The following is a 17425-nucleotide window of genomic DNA, read 5'->3' as shown; positions in this document are numbered from 1 at the left end:
ACCCCCTTGAAGACGACGAGGTAGATAGGGCAGAGGTGGAAGTGTGGTAACACATGGAGCTGACTGTTACTAATCGGGTGAGGGCTTGACCAAGAAACGCAGGTTAAGAATTGATTCAAGAGTTTGATTAACGATCAACAAGCATGTATGTAGTTTTTAAGGTACAAACCTTAATTAAATATTTAAGTAATCCTCCTTAGCTCAGTCGGTAGAGCATGCGGCTGTTAACCGCAGTGTCGTTGGTTCGAGTCCAACAGGGGGAGTTTTTTTGTTTCCTGTAAATGTAAAGTTTATGGGATTTTTTTATGCTTGATCTGTGACAGGATAAGGATGTAAAAACGTGCAGATATAAATATAAATAAGATATATTTATATCTGCACGTTTATTTTTGTAACTACAAATAGAAATATTGACTGTTAGAGATAATCAATAAATTTATAAAGCTATGACAGAGAAATTCTGGCTTATCGAATGAAATTAGTCATGATCTTCTGCTCTGTCTCCGGAGCGTCGATACCGGCCTTTTTACCGGCTTCAATACATTTTAACAGCCATGCCATGTTATTGCCTAACGTACGCATGATCTGGAGGCCTTCAGCGTCTTTTCTGACGTCATCCGGGGTATTGCCGTGAACCATTGTCCAGTAGTTTCCGGACACGACAGGCATCTGATGATAGGTAAAGTATTTGATCAGAACATCCAGAGTAGCAGTAGTACCGGCACGTCTTGCGGAAGCAACAGCTGCGGCAGGCTTGTGGATCATATCCTTTCCGGCCTTGGAAGCGAATTTATCCATGAATTCGATGATCTGTCCGGAAGGAGAAGCCCAGTAAACCGGAGAACCAACAATAAGGGCGTCAGCCTCTTTCATAATGGCAGCTGCGTCAGCAACGTTTTCCTGAGAAGGATCCCCGGCCTGGAAGATTTCTGCCTCCACACCGTTCTTCTTTAAGGTTTCTGCGATCTCTGTAAGAGCTGTATAAGTGCAGCCTTCTTTGCGAGGACTGCCGTTGAGTAATAAAACTTTCATTATTGTCATCCTTTCATATGATTTTTTAAGTCATCATACTTTCAATTATATACAGAGAAAAAATAATGTCAATGTTTGAAAAAAACAGAAAAAATTTTCCCGGGTAGGGTTTGAGAAAGGAAATACAAACCCTTGGAAAGCCCATTTTATAAGGCTTTTCGGCCTGTTTTCCGGCTTTGTAAAAAAAATTGAAATTTTTCAAAAAAAAGCTTGCAATTATAAAAAAGGTATGGTATTATTTAACTCGTCGCTGAGGGAAATACAAAACAGCGAAACATAAAAAAGAAATATGGCTCCATGGTCAAGCGGTTAAGACACCGCCCTTTCACGGCGGTAACAGGGGTTCAAATCCCCTTGGAGTCACTTAAAACTAAACTGGATATTCATTGACTCGATTCAACATTTGGTGTTTAATACGCCGATGTGGCTCAATTGGCAGAGCAGCTGATTTGTAATCAGCAGGTTATCGGTTCGAGTCCGATCATCGGCTTTTTGGACCTTTAGCTCAGTTGGTTAGAGCAACCGGCTCATAACCGGTCGGTCCTGGGTTCGAGTCCCCGAAGGTCCATTTTAAAAGTTTTATATTTTGTATGGCCCAGTGGCTCAGTTGGTTAGAGCGCCGCCCTGTCACGGCGGAGGTCGAGAGTTCGAGTCTCTTCTGGGTCGTTCATATTTGGGGTCTTAGCTCAGCTGGGAGAGCATCTGCCTTACAAGCAGAGGGTCATAGGTTCGAGCCCTATAGGCCCCATTTTTGAACAAATTAATTGAATATGCGGGTATGGTGGAATAGGCAGACACAAGAGACTTAAAATCTCTCGGGGGCAACTCCGTGCCGGTTCAAGTCCGGCTACCCGCAGTATCAGTAAGATTCCTTTTTAGGGATCTTTTTTTGTATCATAAAATTTATTGATGAAAACGGGAAAATATTCCTAGCTTATTGGTAGGGATATTGACAAGGCTATTTTCCCATGATAGAATCCTGACAGTTGTAAAACAAATCGGACAGATATAAAAAATATATCCGTTGTCAGTATAAATATACATGGAAAGAATATAAGGAGAGGTCAGAAAATGCTGAATCAGTTTTCAAGAACAGAATTATTAATCGGAAAAGAAGGAATGGAAAAGCTGAAAAATTCCAGAGTCGCAGTATTTGGAATTGGCGGTGTTGGCGGATATACGGTGGAAGCACTGGTCAGAAGTGGCGTAGGTACCCTGGATCTCATTGATGATGATAAAGTATGCCTCACCAATATCAATCGCCAGATTTACGCAACAAGAAAGACCGTAGGGAAATATAAAGTTGACGTGGCCAGAGAACGTATTCTTGAAATTAATCCGGATGCAGTTGTAAATATCCACAAAACATTTTATGTGCCGGAGACAGCAGATTCCTTTGATTTTTCCCAGTATGATTATGTAGTCGATGCGATCGACACTGTAACCGGAAAGCTGATGCTCGTAGAGCAGGCAAAGGCTTCAGGAACACCGATCATCAGCTCTATGGGGGCCGGAAATAAGATGGATCCAACAGGTTTTATAGTGACAGATATTTATAAAACGTCCGTCTGTCCCCTTGCAAAGGTCATGCGCCGTGAACTGAAAAAAAGAGGAATCAAAAAACTGAAGGTGGTTTACTCACAGGAGAAGCCAATGACTCCAATTGATGATATGGCGATCAGCTGCAAGTCTCATTGCATCTGTCCTCCGGGAACAGAAAAAAAATGTACTCAGAGACGTCAGGTACCGGGAAGTAATGCCTTCGTGCCTTCCGTAGTGGGACTGATCATTGCCGGTGAGGTTGTAAAGGATCTTATTAAATAAAAATTGGATTATTCTGTGTTACTGAGAACGGAATGAACAATAACCATTCTGTAAGAACAGATATTGCATGTATACTTATATTGTGCAATATCTGTTTTTTTGTGATAAAATATTTTTTACAGATAGTTTTGTAAATAAAAGAGAAGGACAGATAAAGTATGGGGATCGTTGAAAAATTTATAAAAGAAGGACAGCTGACAAAGGAAGAATATCCGGAACTTCTGCACTTATACCAGGATCCGGATACGGTTCGTCTGCTTCGGGAAGAGGCTGTCCGTATACAGAAAAAATATTTTGGAAATAAAATATATACAAGAGGTCTGATAGAATTTACCAATTACTGCAGAAATGACTGCTATTACTGCGGGATCCGCCGTTCTAACAGGAATGCCAGCCGTTACCGCCTTACGAAGGAAGAAATCCTGCAGTGCTGCGAGAATGGCTATGAGCTGGGATTTCGGACATTTGTGCTCCAGGGAGGGGAAGACCCATGGTTTAATGATGACCGGATGGTTGACATCATCCGGTCCATCAAACAGGGATATCCGGACTGTGCGATTACGCTGTCCATTGGGGAGAAATCAAAAGAAAGCTATCAGAGATTTAAAGATGCTGGAGCAGACCGCTATTTACTCCGTCATGAGACGGCCAGTGAGGAACATTATCGTTATCTTCATCCGGAGAGTTTAAGTCTTGCAAACCGTAAACAGTGTCTTTATACCCTGAAGGAACTGGGATATCAGATAGGTGCCGGATTTATGGTAGGTGCGCCGGGACAGACGCTGGAGTATCTGGCGGAAGACCTTGTTTTTCTTAAAGACCTGAATCCGCATATGGTGGGGATCGGACCATTTGTCCCGCACCATGATACGAAATTTGCAGAGGAACCGGCAGGAAGTGTGGATCTGACACTGTTTCTGCTGTCTGTCATCCGGATCCTGCTTCCGCAGGTACTTCTTCCGGCAACCACAGCACTGGGGACCCTGGACCCCAGAGGCAGGGAAAAGGGTTTTCAGGCGGGTGCAAATGTAGTAATGCCCAATCTTTCTCCGGTGAAGAACCGTAAACAGTATGAGCTTTATGATAACAAGATCTGTACAGGCGAGGAAGCAGCAGAGTGCAGAGGGTGCCTTACCAGACGTGTGGAGTCTGTAGGCTATGAAATCGTTACAGACCGTGGAGATTCCCCGATGACAGATTGACACGGGGTACAAAATACTTTCTTTTTTCAGCGATTTAAGGTAAAATATCAGTAAGATCAGATTGCTAAAAAATTAACAGCTGGTCAGAAATAAGCGGAATTTTCCTGCAAAGCGGAATGCAGGAAAAATGATGGAGTGCGTAAAATATGGAAAAATCAGAAAATGCTGTGCGGAGCAGACTTCTGGAAGCGGGGAAGGAAGAATTCAGAGACAGGGGATTTCTGAAGGCTTCTCTTCGTGCGATCTGCAAAAAAGCAGATGTGACTACGGGAGCGCTATATTTCTTTTTTGAAAGTAAAGCAGCTCTTTTTGAAGAAATCGTGGAAGAGACGGTAGAGGATCTGAAGCGGATCATGGGAGACTTTACGGATCAGGAAAAACAACTGCATCCGGAAGAATATGACAGGATACTTATGGAATTTATCTGGGAAAACAGGGACATCGCAAAAATCCTCATAGAAGGAGCTGAAGGTACCAGATATGAGAATTTCCGTGAGGATGCCTGCACGAAAATGGAGCAGATCCTTAATGAACGTTTTCAAAAGGAATGTGGACAAGAAGTTGATCACGAGCTGGTACATATCCTGGTACAGATGAAATTTCAGGGATATTGTGAACTGCTCCAGGGAAACTGTGCCAGGGAAAAACTCCTGGAAATTTCCAGAATTCTGCAGATATGTTCCAGCCAGTGCCTTCTGGCAATTGAGGCAGAACTAAACAGAAAGCAGTAAAAACCATTGCTCATTCTCCTAAAGTATGTTATGATTAACTTGGTTAGTTTTAACAAACCGAGGGAGGTGTAAATAACGTGAGATCAAATGAATCATCTGAAGATTATTTGGAAACGATCCTGATCCTTGGAAACAGGAGCTCTCTTGTAAGAGCTGTGGATATCGCGGCAGAGATGGGCTTTAAGAAACCGAGTGTCAGTGTTGCCATGAAGAATCTTCGCCAGAAAAATCTCATCACAGTAGCCGACAACGGAGATATCCGTCTGACAGAGGACGGACATAAGATTGCCGATAAGGTATATGAACGTCATCAGCTGATCTCTTCCTGGCTGATGATACTGGGAGTCCAGGAAAAAACAGCGATTCATGATGCCTGCAGGATCGAGCACATAATCAGTGAGGAGAGCTTTCAGGCATTGAAAAAGGCAGTTTATGAGCTGAGGGAGCAGCAGGCTGTGCTCCATGGAGAAACCGCGGATCAGGTTTGATCCCTGCAGCAGAAGCTATCAGGAATTGACAACTGAAAAAATAAGAATATAATGGAAATCCAGGTTATGAAATGGAGGATACCAAAAGATGAAATTACTTTTTATACGACATGGAGACCCGGATTACACAATAGATTCCCTGACCGAAAAGGGCTGGAAGGAAGCGGAATTTCTTTCTGAAAAGATCGCAGCTCTTGATGTCAGGGATTTTTATGTTTCTCCGCTTGGAAGAGCAAAGGATACCGCATCCTGCACACTGAAGAAAAACGGAAGAACAGCTACAGAATGCAAGTGGCTGAGAGAATTCGACGTAAAGATCAGAAGACCAGATCTTCATGGGGAAAAGATCATTCCCTGGGACTGGCTTCCCCAGGACTGGACGAAGATCGAAAATTTCTACAGCTTTGACCGCTGGTGGGATAATGACATCCTGCGAGAGGGAAAAATGAAAGAAGAGTATGACTGGGTCACACAGAATTTTGATAAAGTTCTGGCAGAGCATGGCTATGTGCGGGAAGGACATTATTACAGAGCAGAAAAAGCCAATGAAGATACGCTTGTGTTTTTCTGCCATTTCGGTGTAAGCTGTGTACTCATCAGCTATCTTCTCAGTATCTCTCCGCTGGTGATGCTGCAGAATTTCTGTGCGGCGCCGTCATCGGTGAGCACTATTGTTACAGAGGAGAGGCGAAAAGGGATCGCGTCCTTCCGTATGAGCTCTTTTGGAGACATTTCTCATTTGTATGCGCATCAGGAGCCGCCGGCTTTTGCTGCCAGATTCTGTGAGACATATGATAACAAAGAGCAGAGACACGACTAAAAAGTGAAAGAAACGGCTGTAATATTTCGGGTTTTTCCGGAAGACCATGGTAAATAATGATCAGCAGGATTATTTTGGAAAATGATTAGACTTCGTTAATAAATTTTATAAATTTATTAGAAATTGTACAAATTTCTCTCACATTTATCCTGTATGATATAAACATCTTAAGAGAACAGAAGCTCTTAAGAAAAACTCTTTCCTTTCCCTAAAATATGTATGAAGATAAACCACCGTTCCATTGGCAAGACAGAGCCGACAGGACGGTGGTTTTGCATTGCAGAAAAAAACTGCCGAATGACAGAGGAGATAAAGATTTCAAATGTTTATCGGCAGCATTTTTTGGTTGTCTGAGATTTATTAGATATACAGCTTCAGGCACAGCTACGGCCTGCGATAGCGGTTAAAGCAGGAATATATTTCCTGGATCCTGGGCATGGCATAACCGCATGGAATATAAGAGCCTTCCGAGAAGAAGGACAATCCCTGCCTTTTCAGCTGAGTATCCAGATAAGTGATGATCTCCGGCAGAGTACGTTTTCCGTCAATGAGATGTTCGCAGGCATATTTCAGAAGCAACGCCAGGGATGCAGTTTGCTCGGAGTCGATCAGCTGCTCCACATAGCGGAGATCCACTTCGGTTTTTCCAAGAGAAAAGCCATCTTTGCCGTGAACCTTGGTTTTCAGTTTTTCCGGCTGTCCGGGACGGCTGTGGCGGGATGGAGCCACTTTGGCCCTGGTCATGATGCGATGGCTTTCCGGAAGGCGGAATGTAGGAGCCTCAATGTCTGAGAGAGGATATTCCTGACAGAGCTTTTTGGTGACTGCTGTGATGTCCACCGGATGATAATTATCCATCTGGATCACAGTATCCGCAATATGGAAAAAAGCTCCGGAGCTTCCGGCAACCAGGATAGTGGAGATCCCTGCCTTTTCATAGAGATCCCGCGCACGTTCCAGAAATGGAGTGATGGGCTCCTTTTCCCGGCAGATCACCCGCTGCATGAAGGAATCACGGACCATAAAGTTGGTGGCAGAGGTATCCTCGTCAAGGAGAAAGACTTTACTTCCTGCCTCCATACTTTCCACGATACCGGCAGCCTGTGAAGTGCTGCCGCTGGCATCCTCTGTAGAAAAGCAGAGGGTGTCTTTTTTATTTGGAAGATCGTTGATAAAAAGAGAAATGTCCACATCTTTGATAAAACGGCCGTCCTCAGAGCGAAGCTTCTGTGCAGAAGGATCGGTAATGACATACTCCCGGCCATCGCCGGAAATGTGATCGTAAATTCCCAGCTCCAGTGCGTTAAGTAAGGTGGATTTGCCATGGTAGCCGCCACCTACGATCAAGGTGATGCCGCAGGGAATGCCCATGCCTGTGATGGTTCCTCTGTGGGGCAGATCCATGGAAACCCTCAGGCTTTCCGGAGAAATAAAAGGAACAGAATTTTTCATCGGGCGTGAAGAGATGCCGCTTTCCCTGGGGAGGATAGCGCCGTCACTGACAAAGGCAGCCAGAGAACGTTTTTTCAGCTCCTGACGGATAAATGCCTGATCTTCGGCAAGGCAGATGGCTTTTCTCAGCGCTTCCGGGTCAAGATTCCGGTAAAAAAATGCCTTGTGAATACAGACCGGAAGAAAATCGAAGAGGATTTTTTCCAGTTCGGGAGAGTTGATGGTTCTGCCATTGGCCGGGAAACCGATGAAAAAACGGGCAGTGATGCCTTTTTCCGTTATTTCACAGGCGGTACGTGCAAGAACCTCCTGACCACAGTGGCTTACTGAGATCAGGCCGCTTTTTCCGGAGCCTTTTGCACGGAAGGTATAACGGTTTACCTGCTGTTCAAACTGGCGGTTCAGAAAGTCTCCCAGTGTGATGCGGGTCAAGGAATCCTTATAATATTCTGCCGGAAATCCGGTGTCTCGGTGGGAAAGCTTCACACTGATGTGAGAGGGAGAGGCAAAAGGATCCCCCTGCACGTGGTCAATGGACAAAATATAACGGTCAAACTGGTATGCACCCCGCAGAGACTTGTATGCAGGATAGCTTTTGCGGTTGATGCTGTGAAGAAGCTCTTTTAGCTGAGCAGATGCTTGCATGTTGTTTCCTCCTTTGCCCTGTTGGAGCATACAGGTAAAGTCTACGGTGAAACAGAAAGCTTTCCGTGTGTGAGATACCTGAAAATTTTGGATACAGGGCCAATTCTTAAGAACTACTATAACGAATCATAAAGATTTTGTAAAGAATGGGAATTGCGGTGGAAATTCGTAAATGTTTGACCTATAATAGTAGACAGATTGCAGATAATATGATGAGAAACGGCAGCTGCCGGAAGCTATAAAGAAAGGTGGACCACTAAAATGGAAAGAAGAAATGCGTGGCTTTCTTATAAGGAAGCAGAAGAGACAGAAATGGAGAAGCTTGCGAAGGCTTACAGAGAATTTTTGGATAAAGGAAAAACGGAACGGGAATGTGTTGCAGAAATCGTGAAGGAAGCAGAGGCTGCCGGATATGAATCTCTTGAGTCGAAGCTTGAAAAAGGCGAGAAGATCAAGGCCGGTGACAAGGTTTATGCGGTAGGGATGAAGAAGATCGTTGCTCTGTTTCATGTAGGAACGGAAGAGCTTTCCGGAGGTATGAGCATTCTCTGTGCACATATCGATTCTCCGCGACTGGATGTCAAGCAGAATCCTCTGTACGAGGATACGGATCTGGCTTATCTGGATACCCATTATTATGGTGGTGTAAAGAAATACCAGTGGGTGACACTGCCTCTTGCCATGCATGGTGTTGTTGCAAAGAAGGACGGAAGCATTGTGGAGATCAGCATTGGTGAGGATGTGGAAGATCCGGTACTTTACATCACAGATCTTCTGATCCATCTTTCCGGAAAACAGCTCCAGAAAAAGGCAGCAGAGGTTATTGAGGGGGAGATGCTGGATATCCTGATCGGCAGCAGACCTCTTGCAGAGCTTCCGGATGATTCCAAAAAGGATGCGGTAAAACAGAATGTGCTGAAGATTTTAAATGAGAAGTATGGTATTGAGGAAGAGGACTTTCTTTCAGCAGAGCTGGAGATCGTTCCGGCAGGAAAGGCAAGAGACTGTGGACTTGACCGCAGCATGATCGCAGCATATGGACAGGATGACCGTGTATGCGCTTACACATCCCTTGCGGCAATGCTGGAGATGGAGGAGACACCGAAGCGTACCGGCTGCTGTCTCCTTGTAGATAAGGAAGAGATCGGAAGCGTTGGTGCCACAGGCATGCAGTCCAGATTTTTTGAGAACAGCGTGGCAGAGCTTCTGGACGGAATGGGCTGCTATTCCGAGCTTGCATTAAGAAGAGCTCTCCGTAATTCCAGCATGCTTTCTTCCGATGTAAGTGCCGGCTATGATCCGGCCTATGGTGAGGCTTTTGAGAAAAAGAATGCAGCATATCTTGGACGCGGTATCGTTCTTAACAAGTTCACCGGAGCAAGAGGAAAATCCGGTTCCAACGATGCCAATGCAGAGTACGTTGCAAGAGTTCGCAGGATTTTTGATGATCACAATGTTGCTTTCCAGACAGCAGAGCTTGGAAAGGTTGATTTTGGCGGAGGCGGAACTATCGCTTATATTGCGGCACTTTACGGAATGGAGGTTATCGACAGTGGCGTGGCAGTGCTGAGTATGCATGCTCCGTGGGAGGTTACCAGCAAGGCGGATGTATATGAGGCATACAAGGCATATAAGGCATTTTTACTTGATGCATAAACAGATGTATAAATGTGCGTCAGTTTTGAAGACATTCAGGTAATCTTTTCGTTACAGATCAATGAGCGGGGTTTTCCCGGAAATGACAGAGCAGTCTGCCTGCTGCTGTTTTGGCTTGGAGCGTTCCGACGAGAAACAGCAGTATCCCCTGCAGACTTCGCTCTGTATTTTTAACCTGATCAGGGAAGCTCTCTGTTTCAATGGCGAAAAGCAATAAGCAGAGGAGGGGCTTGCCTGGGACTGATTTACTTTACAAGGAGTAATTTTATTATGGAAGATGCATTGGTACGGGTAGTAGATCTGTGCAAGGTTTACAATCCCGGAGAAAATGAGGTGCGGGCGCTGGATCATGTGAATCTGGAGATCCATAAGGGTGAATTTGTGGCTATTATCGGACAGTCCGGTTCCGGAAAATCCACCTTTATGAACATGCTGGGCTGTCTGGATGTCCCCACCTCCGGGAAATATTATCTGAATGGAACAGATGTATCCACAATGAAGGATAATGATCTCTCGGTGGTACGAAATAAGGAGATTGGTTTTATCTTTCAGGGCTTTAATCTGATCGCAAATCTTACGGCGCTGGAAAACGTGGAGCTTCCTCTGATCTATCGTGGGATCGACCGGAAAACAAGAAGAAAGCTTGCTGTGGAATCTCTTAAAAAAGTTGGACTTGAGAAACGTATGGACCATAAGCCAAACGAAATGTCAGGGGGACAGCAGCAGCGTGTGGCTATTGCCAGAGCTATCGCAGCCAGGCCGCCGGTGATCCTGGCAGATGAACCAACGGGAAATCTGGACTCTGCATCCAGCAGGGAAATTATGGAAATCCTGAAGGGAATGCACAGATCAGGAGAAACCTTGATCCTGATCACTCATGATAATGGGATCGCGGCTCAGGCCAGACGTGTGGTCCGGATCATGGATGGAAAAATTGAATCAGATACGATCAATGAGGAATTTGTCGAGGAGGCTTAAGAATGAAAAAAGGGAAAAAGATTGTGATCGGTGTGGCAGCAGTAGCTGTTGTGGCAGGCGGTATTTATGCGGCATCAGGTGCAGGCCGCGGGGGATCACAGATTCCGCAGGTTGCTGTTACCAAAGCGGAGACAGGAGATGTGGAGGAGATCGTAGATGCAACCGGAACCGTTGTCAGTGATGAGCAGAAGACCTTTTATTCTCCTGTGAACGCACAGATCAAAAGCGTATCCTTCGCAGAAGGCGATACGGTTTCAAAGGGAACGAAGCTGATAGAGTTTGAAGTGAAGGATCTGGAGAGGGATAATCAGAAAGCAGAGCTGAATGTACAGTCCGGACAGTATGATTACAAAAATTCCATCAATAAATCCAATGAGGCCCAGCAGAAGCAGGACAGCGCAAAAGCAAAGGTTTCCAGTCTGGAACAGCAGGTAAGGGAGCAGCAGAATTATCTGGCTTCCCTGAGATCACAGCTGGCGTCTGTACAGGCTCAGGCTGCGGCAGATGCGCAGGCACAGGCCCAGGCGGAGACCCAGGCAAAGGCAGAGGCCCAGGCTGCCAGGGATGCAGAGACTCAGAGAGCGTATTCAGAAGCGCTGACTACATATCAGAATGAGACACTTCCGCAGTACCAGCAGGAGCTGGGACAGCTGAATTCCGATTATGTAACGGCACAGAATGCTTATAATCAGGCAGATACCAGTTATCAGATGGCTTTTGCACAGTGGCAGGCAGAGCAGAGCGATGAGAATGCCCAGGCGCTGGATGAAGCGGAAGCAGCAAGAAGTCAGGCAGAAATCACCTGCCAGGAAGCAAAGGAAGCTTATGAGGATAAGAAGGCCAGCCAGCCCAAAATGCCGGAGTATTCTGATTACAGCAGTAGTGCGGCCGGTGATTTTGTTACCGATGGAGCTTCAGAGGAAACACCGGGGCTGACAGATCAGGCATCTGCGGATGCTTCTTCTGCAGGAAGTACAGTGGATACTTCTGCCATTGAGAATGCGATCGAACAGGCAACCTCTGATCTGGCGGATCTGCAGTCGGACCTTGCTTCCCAGAAATCCATTGCAGAGGCGGATTCTGCCAGCCTTACAGAAGAAGAGAAAGAAAAAATGCGTGTCAGCAACAATCTTACTGAGCTGGATGCAAAATCTGCGAAAGAGCTGGTAGAAGAAGGAAAGAAAGGCATTTTGGCGGATTTTAACGGCGTCATTTCCAAATCAGCAGTCCAGCAGGGCGCAGCGGCAACACAGGGAATGGAGCTTTTTACCCTGCAGAATACAGATAAGGTCAGCGTTGATATCAATGTGTCCAAGTATGACTACGATAAGGTAAAGGAAGGCCAGAATGCGGACATTACCATCGGCGACAGGAAATATACCGGCAAGGTGACTAAGATCAGTCACATTGCGACAACCAACGAAAAGGGCTCCACACTGATCTCTGCCACAGTGAGCATCGACAAGCCGGACAAGGATATTTTTCTGGGAGTAGATGCGAAGGTAAAGATCTATGCAGAAAAGGCAGAGGATGTGGTAACGCTTCCGGCAGGCGTGGTAAATATCGGCAAGGATGGTTCCTTCTGTTATGTGCTGAAGGATAGTGTGATCACGAAGCAGGATATCACAACAGGAATCAGTTCCGAGGATTCTGTTGAGATCACAGATGGCATTAAAGCCGGAGATGAGGTCATCGAGGATCTGGGCTCCTTGGAAGAGGGAATGAAGGCAGAGGCAGCAGCGGCAGACAGTGACAGTGCAGCAGAGACAGGGGAGACTGCCGATGAGTAATATTTATGAATATATCAAAATGGCGATCCATAATATCATGGCTAATAAGGGAAGATCCTTTCTCACCATGTTAGGGATCATTATCGGTATTGCATCAGTGATCGCCATTGTGTCCATCGGTGAGGGTACGAAGAATCAGATGAACAGTGAGATCAATGATATCGGCGGCGGCCAGATCGCTGTTTACTGCAGTGATGATGCCATAGCAGACCAGGTCTGGATTGAGTCGGAGGATATTGATGCAGTCCGGGAGCTGGATGGCGTGGAAGGTGTTAATGTTTCGGAGTCCTATACAGGCGAGACCGTAACCGGAAAGGGTGATTTTAATCTTACAGTGACCGGGGAGGCCCAGGATGCCAAGCTGGTGGATAATGCTTCTGTGAAGTACGGAAGCTATTTCGGACAGAAGGAGGTCGAAGAGGGAAAAAACGTCTGCGTGATCTCCGATGCCGATGCAAAAAGGCTTTTCGGAACAGATGATGTAGTGGGAATGACACTAGACATCACCTGCTATGATCTGACCAAGACATTCCGTATCTGCGGAGTCACCACACAGAAGGAAAACGGAACCTTTGTCAGCTATACCTACGATGGAATGCCGGTGACCATAAATGTGCCTTATACGGCCATGGATGACTTTACCGGAAGCAGCGGAGAATTTTATCAGATCATAGTTCAGGCAGATAAGAGTCTGAATTCCCAGGCGGTCGCAGACAAGATCATAAATCTTCTTGAGAGACGTCACCAGTGTGCCGGAGATGAATATTTCCAGGTACAGAGTTTCCAGGATGTCGTGAAATCCATGAACCAGATGCTTGGCATGGTGACTGCGTTTATCTCTTTTGTTGCGGGCATTTCCCTTCTGGTAGGTGGTATCGGTGTTATGAACATCATGCTGGTGTCCGTCACAGAGCGTACCAGGGAGATCGGTATCCGGAAATCCCTTGGAGCAAAAACCTCGTCCATTATGTTACAGTTCCTTGCGGAGGCGGCGATCCTGACGATCATAGGCGGGCTGATCGGTATTGTGCTGGGGATTGCAGGCGGCTATGTGATCTGTGCGGTGATCAGCAGCAGTATGGGAATGACCATCACACCTGGGATCAGTGTGGGAACCATCCTGGCGGCTACGCTGTTCTCCTGTGCAGTAGGTGTGTTCTTCGGAATCTATCCGGCGAAAAAGGCAGCGAAACTGAGCCCGATCGAGGCACTTAGACGGAATTAAAAAACTGTTGCTTTTGCATCAAAAATAGCAATAAAAAATATTTTTAAAAAAAATCAAAAAAAGTTTCAAAAAACCCTTGACATTTTATAGGTCTTAGAGTATCATACATATTGTTGCAGCGGTGATATGAAATATCACAAAGGAAAAGCAACAAAGATGTGCGTTTAGCTCAGCTGGATAGAGCGTTTGGCTACGGACCAAAAGGTCGGGGGTTCGAATCCTCTAACGCACGTATGAAGCCTCTGGAATTGTTCCGGAGGCTTTTATTTTGTGTTTCGGAAACAGGCGAAAAATTGTATTGACACTGGTAGTGGGCCAGAGTAGAATAAAAAAACAGAAAAGAAAAATTTTTGTAAAGCTGTTTGTTTGATACAAGCAGCTTTTTTCACAGGAAAAAGTAAACAACAATGAAAGTACAAAACACCTGAAATAGAGGTGAACCTATCAGGAGGAAAAAACAATGCCAGGATATCTGATCAAAGATACAACAAAAGAGGAACGTAAACAGATCGTGGAGGAATCTCTTGGAAATATTTCTGCGAACTGTGATGGCTGTATGGCGAGACTTGCGGATATGTATCAGGATTATATTGACGGAAAGAAAGAGATCCGTGAGATCAATATGGAGTTCAATGCCAGGTATGTCCATGGAGATATGGATAAAGAGGAAAAACGAAGCTGCCCGATGTAGCGAACGGAGATTAACAGAAGCATGGATCAAAATGAAGTAAAATATGATAAGCTGCTGAAGATCAAAACCACCGGTCGTGACGATTCCAGATCGGATCAGTACTGTTATCCATACGAGCCAACGCCGTACGGGGTGCTGGAACGGCTGGCTTATTGTGGATATCTGGGGAAAAAGAATCATCTGATCGACTACGGATGTGGAAAAGGCAGAGTGGATTTTTTTCTGGCGTGGCAGGTCAGATGCCGGACTACAGGCGTGGAGTACGATGAACGTATGACAAAAGCCGCAGAAGAAAACAGGCAGCGGGCTGTTTCCGGGGTAAAAACCTCTTTTATACTGGAAAATGCAGCTCTTTTTCAGGTGCCGGAATCCGCAGACAGATTTTATTTTTTTAATCCGTTTTCTGTGGAAATACTGAGAAGCGTCATCGGCCGCATCCGGGAATCCTGGTATGAAAAAACAAGAGAAATGCTACTGTTTTTCTATTATCCATCTGACGAATATATTTCATATCTGATGACCGTAGAGGAACTGGAATTCCTGGACGAGATCGACTGTCAGGATCTTTTCGACGGAAAAAATCCCAGGGAGAGGATATTGGTATTTCAGATGGGAGAGGAGTAAAAACAACATGATAAAACTGATCGCAACAGACGTAGACGGAACTCTTGTAAAAGACGGGACCATGACTATCAATCCGGAATATATGACAGTGATCCGGAAGCTGACTGAGCTGGGAATCACCTTTGTGGTGTGTTCCGGGCGGCAGTATGACAGTGAGAGGAAGCTGTTTGAGCCGGTGAAGGATCTGGTGTATTTTGTGTCAGATGGCGGTACGGTGATCCGGAAGAATGATAAGATCCTGAAGGTACATACACTTCCGGATGAGGTTTGGAAACGCATGCATCATATGGTGAAAGAAAAAATGTCGGAATGTGACTGCTTTATTGCCACACCGGAGTGCTGCTATGCGGAGAATGAGAATGGAAGGATGTTCCGGTGGCTACGGGATTCCTATGGTTATGATATGAGAAAAGTGGATGATCTTTCTTCTCTTCAGGGAAAACAGGTGCTGAAATTCTCTGTCTATCACCCGGAACGGTGCGAGGAGCTTTGTGCACCGTATTTTACACCGGCATGGAGGGATAAGGTAACGTTGGCGGCTGCCGGAAAAGAATGGATGGACAGTACACCGCCGGAGGGCGAAAAAAGTACAGCTGTCGAATTTATCCAGAAACAGTTAGGAATTTCTCCGGAGGAAACCTGTACATTTGGAGATAACCTCAACGATATCGCCATGCTTCAGAAAGCGGGAAGGAGCTATGCGGTAGCCAATGCCAGAGCGGAAGTGCAGGCAGCAGCCAGGGAAGTATGTCCGTCATACAGTGAAGATGGAGTCTTACAGATCCTGAAAGGGATTGTTTCTGAAAGCGGAAAATAATAAAGATACATAAAATATGTGCTTTCGGTAAAGAAAAGTCACCGTCCAGGGGTTGACTTTTAAAAACAATTCTGTTAAATTGAAAAAAATTGAAAATTTTAATTCCATGAGGGAGTAGTTCGCACGTAAGTGTGATTTGTCAACAGACCCGGTTTTTTCTGAAAAACCTGGCAAATCTTAAAGAATGAGACTCATGTATGCTTTGTTATATTTTATTGCAGCAGGGCATACATGGGTCTTTTTTATGTAACAAAAGAATGTCGGAAAGAATTTTTTCAGCAGGGCGGGTGACAATGAATCTCCGGGTTATGGGAAATAAAAAAAGAAAGTGAGAAGAAAAATGGAAAATCTGGTAAACAGTTCACCGCTGATCCTTGTGTTAGTTTTTCTTGTGATCGGCTTTGTGTTCCTGATGAAGGGTGCGGATTTCTTTGTAGAAGGAAGCTCCAGTATCGCAAAAAGGCTGAAGGTGCCGCCGATCATCATCGGCCTTACTATTGTGGCAATGGGAACATCATTGCCTGAAACTGCAGTCAGCGTTACAGCGTCACTGGTCAATAACAATGAGCTTGCGGTCAGCAATGTGGTAGGTTCCAATATTTTTAATCTGATGGTAGTTGTTGGAGTCTGTTCCATCCTGACGCCGATCCTGGTACAGAAGGAAACCATCCGGAGGGATATTCCGTTTTCCATGATCTGTGCGCTCCTTCTTCTGGGGCTTGGGATCCTGGCAGCAGGAGATACGATCGGAATGAGACTTGGTCATCTGGATGGAATGATCCTGCTGGGATTTTTTGCAGGCTATATTGTGGTAATGATCCAAAGTGCCATGAAGGCCAGGGCAGCAGGAAAAAATGTGGACATGGAAGGAATGGAAGAGCTGGAAGAAGAAATCGGCATCCTTTCCTGGCCGAAGAGCATCCTCTTTATTGTGGGAGGCGCACTTGCCATTGCCTTTGGCGGAGATCTTACGGTGGATGCTGCCAGCCGCATTGCCATTGATCTTGGAATGAGCCAGACACTGGTGGGACTGACCATTGTTTCCATCGGAACTTCCCTTCCGGAGCTGGTGACTTCCGTGGTTGCAGCCAGAAAGAACGAAGTGGATATGGCTGTGGGAAATGCGGTAGGCTCCAATATTTTTAATATCCTGATGGTTCTCGGAGTTGCATCTGCCATCAATCCGGTGGCACTGATCCGGGAAAATATTATTGATATTGTCATACTTATCGTGTTCTCGCTGATCGTGTGGATCTATGCGGCGACAAAGCAGAGGATCAGCCGGAAAGAGGGAATTTCCATGGTGTGTATGTACCTGATCTATGCAGGGTATATTATCTGGAGATAGCTGCTGTGGGCATGCAGTTGGTCCGATGTGGACAATAGTATCGTATAGAGTTTATACCAATGCAAAATTTATAAGAAAAGCTCCAACTGTATCAATATCGGG

At 45.5% G+C, this 17425-nt stretch carries 15 protein-coding genes, 8 tRNA genes and 1 rRNA gene; 22 read left to right on the top strand and 2 right to left on the bottom strand.

Annotated elements, in window-relative coordinates; translation table 11 throughout:
• Window positions 1-93: ribosomal RNA gene (locus DMI82_RS20050) — 23S ribosomal RNA — on the top strand; the annotation flags it as partial.
• A gap of 97 nt (window positions 94-190) precedes the next feature.
• Window positions 191-263: transfer RNA gene (locus tag DMI82_RS06385), tRNA-Asn, on the top strand.
• Window positions 264-465: 202 nt separating this feature from the next.
• Here the strand turns inward: DMI82_RS06385 and DMI82_RS06380 are convergent.
• On the bottom strand, window positions 466-1032 hold the full coding sequence (locus DMI82_RS06380) for a flavodoxin family protein (RefSeq protein WP_022426346.1): 567 nt from the start codon (window positions 1030-1032) through the stop codon (window positions 466-468).
• A gap of 291 nt (window positions 1033-1323) precedes the next feature.
• On the opposite strand from DMI82_RS06380, the gene DMI82_RS06375 reads away from it, so the two are divergent.
• From DMI82_RS06375 to DMI82_RS06325, 11 genes are all read left to right on the top strand, one after another.
• A tRNA-Glu gene (locus tag DMI82_RS06375) sits at window positions 1324-1395 on the top strand.
• A gap of 54 nt (window positions 1396-1449) precedes the next feature.
• Window positions 1450-1522: transfer RNA gene (locus DMI82_RS06370), tRNA-Thr, on the top strand.
• Between the two features lie 4 nt (window positions 1523-1526).
• Window positions 1527-1600 (top strand) — tRNA-Ile (locus DMI82_RS06365).
• A 24-nt stretch (window positions 1601-1624) separates the two neighbouring features.
• Window positions 1625-1698, top strand: a tRNA-Asp gene (locus tag DMI82_RS06360).
• 9 nt (window positions 1699-1707) lie between these two features.
• Window positions 1708-1780: transfer RNA gene (locus DMI82_RS06355), tRNA-Val, on the top strand.
• Between the two features lie 24 nt (window positions 1781-1804).
• Window positions 1805-1888, top strand: a tRNA-Leu gene (locus tag DMI82_RS06350).
• A gap of 215 nt (window positions 1889-2103) precedes the next feature.
• Window positions 2104-2856 (top strand): tRNA threonylcarbamoyladenosine dehydratase, encoded by a 753-nt coding sequence (locus DMI82_RS06345; RefSeq protein ID WP_022427056.1) that lies wholly within the window; start codon window positions 2104-2106, stop codon window positions 2854-2856.
• A 158-nt stretch (window positions 2857-3014) separates the two neighbouring features.
• Entirely contained in the window at window positions 3015-4058 is a 1044-nt protein-coding gene (gene hydE / locus DMI82_RS06340) for a [FeFe] hydrogenase H-cluster radical SAM maturase HydE (RefSeq protein WP_110102851.1), read from the top strand.
• A gap of 146 nt (window positions 4059-4204) precedes the next feature.
• Complete coding sequence (locus DMI82_RS06335; protein ID WP_110102850.1) at window positions 4205-4789, top strand: TetR/AcrR family transcriptional regulator; 585 nt, start codon at window positions 4205-4207, stop codon at window positions 4787-4789.
• 77 nt (window positions 4790-4866) lie between these two features.
• Window positions 4867-5277: a metal-dependent transcriptional regulator gene (locus tag DMI82_RS06330; protein ID WP_021650250.1), complete on the top strand. Its 411-nt coding sequence runs from the start codon at window positions 4867-4869 to the stop codon at window positions 5275-5277.
• 88 nt (window positions 5278-5365) lie between these two features.
• A complete protein-coding gene (locus DMI82_RS06325; protein WP_021650251.1) occupies window positions 5366-6097 on the top strand; it encodes a histidine phosphatase family protein in 732 nt (243 codons plus the stop codon).
• A gap of 384 nt (window positions 6098-6481) precedes the next feature.
• Here the strand turns inward: DMI82_RS06325 and DMI82_RS06320 are convergent, their stop codons facing one another.
• Window positions 6482-8194, bottom strand: coding sequence for an ABC-ATPase domain-containing protein (locus DMI82_RS06320; RefSeq protein ID WP_110102849.1), 1713 nt, complete (start codon window positions 8192-8194; stop codon window positions 6482-6484).
• A gap of 261 nt (window positions 8195-8455) precedes the next feature.
• Between DMI82_RS06320 and DMI82_RS06315 the strand changes: the two genes are divergently transcribed.
• The 9 genes from DMI82_RS06315 to DMI82_RS06275 all read left to right on the top strand — a co-directional run bounded on the left by DMI82_RS06315 (window position 8456) and on the right by DMI82_RS06275 (window position 17323).
• Window positions 8456-9850 (top strand): aminopeptidase, encoded by a 1395-nt coding sequence (locus tag DMI82_RS06315; RefSeq protein ID WP_110102848.1) that lies wholly within the window; start codon window positions 8456-8458, stop codon window positions 9848-9850.
• A gap of 270 nt (window positions 9851-10120) precedes the next feature.
• Window positions 10121-10828: an ABC transporter ATP-binding protein gene (locus DMI82_RS06310; protein WP_021650257.1), complete on the top strand. Its 708-nt coding sequence runs from the start codon at window positions 10121-10123 to the stop codon at window positions 10826-10828.
• 2 nt (window positions 10829-10830) lie between these two features.
• A complete protein-coding gene (locus DMI82_RS06305) occupies window positions 10831-12618 on the top strand; it encodes an efflux RND transporter periplasmic adaptor subunit (RefSeq protein WP_110102847.1) in 1788 nt (595 codons plus the stop codon).
• Window positions 12611-13843 (top strand): ABC transporter permease, encoded by a 1233-nt coding sequence (locus tag DMI82_RS06300; protein WP_110102846.1) that lies wholly within the window; start codon window positions 12611-12613, stop codon window positions 13841-13843. The genes DMI82_RS06305 and DMI82_RS06300 overlap by 8 nt, the downstream gene beginning before the upstream one ends.
• 158 nt (window positions 13844-14001) lie before the next feature.
• A tRNA-Arg gene (locus tag DMI82_RS06295) sits at window positions 14002-14075 on the top strand.
• Window positions 14076-14303: 228 nt separating this feature from the next.
• Window positions 14304-14534, top strand: a complete 231-nt coding sequence (locus DMI82_RS06290) for a hypothetical protein (protein ID WP_015527478.1) — start codon at window positions 14304-14306, stop codon at window positions 14532-14534.
• Between the two features lie 21 nt (window positions 14535-14555).
• Entirely contained in the window at window positions 14556-15158 is a 603-nt protein-coding gene (locus DMI82_RS06285) for a methyltransferase domain-containing protein (protein WP_110102845.1), read from the top strand.
• Between the two features lie 7 nt (window positions 15159-15165).
• Complete coding sequence (locus DMI82_RS06280) at window positions 15166-15975, top strand: Cof-type HAD-IIB family hydrolase (RefSeq protein WP_110102844.1); 810 nt, start codon at window positions 15166-15168, stop codon at window positions 15973-15975.
• 340 nt (window positions 15976-16315) lie between these two features.
• Window positions 16316-17323 (top strand): calcium/sodium antiporter, encoded by a 1008-nt coding sequence (locus DMI82_RS06275; protein WP_022427049.1) that lies wholly within the window; start codon window positions 16316-16318, stop codon window positions 17321-17323.
• The last annotated feature ends 102 nt before the right edge of the window (window positions 17324-17425 follow it).

It is taken from the genome of Blautia sp. BCRC 81119 (assembly GCF_003184505.1).
Lineage (GTDB): Bacteria > Bacillota > Clostridia > Lachnospirales > Lachnospiraceae > Blautia_A > Blautia_A fusiformis.
This window is presented reverse-complemented; position numbering and strand designations above follow the sequence as displayed.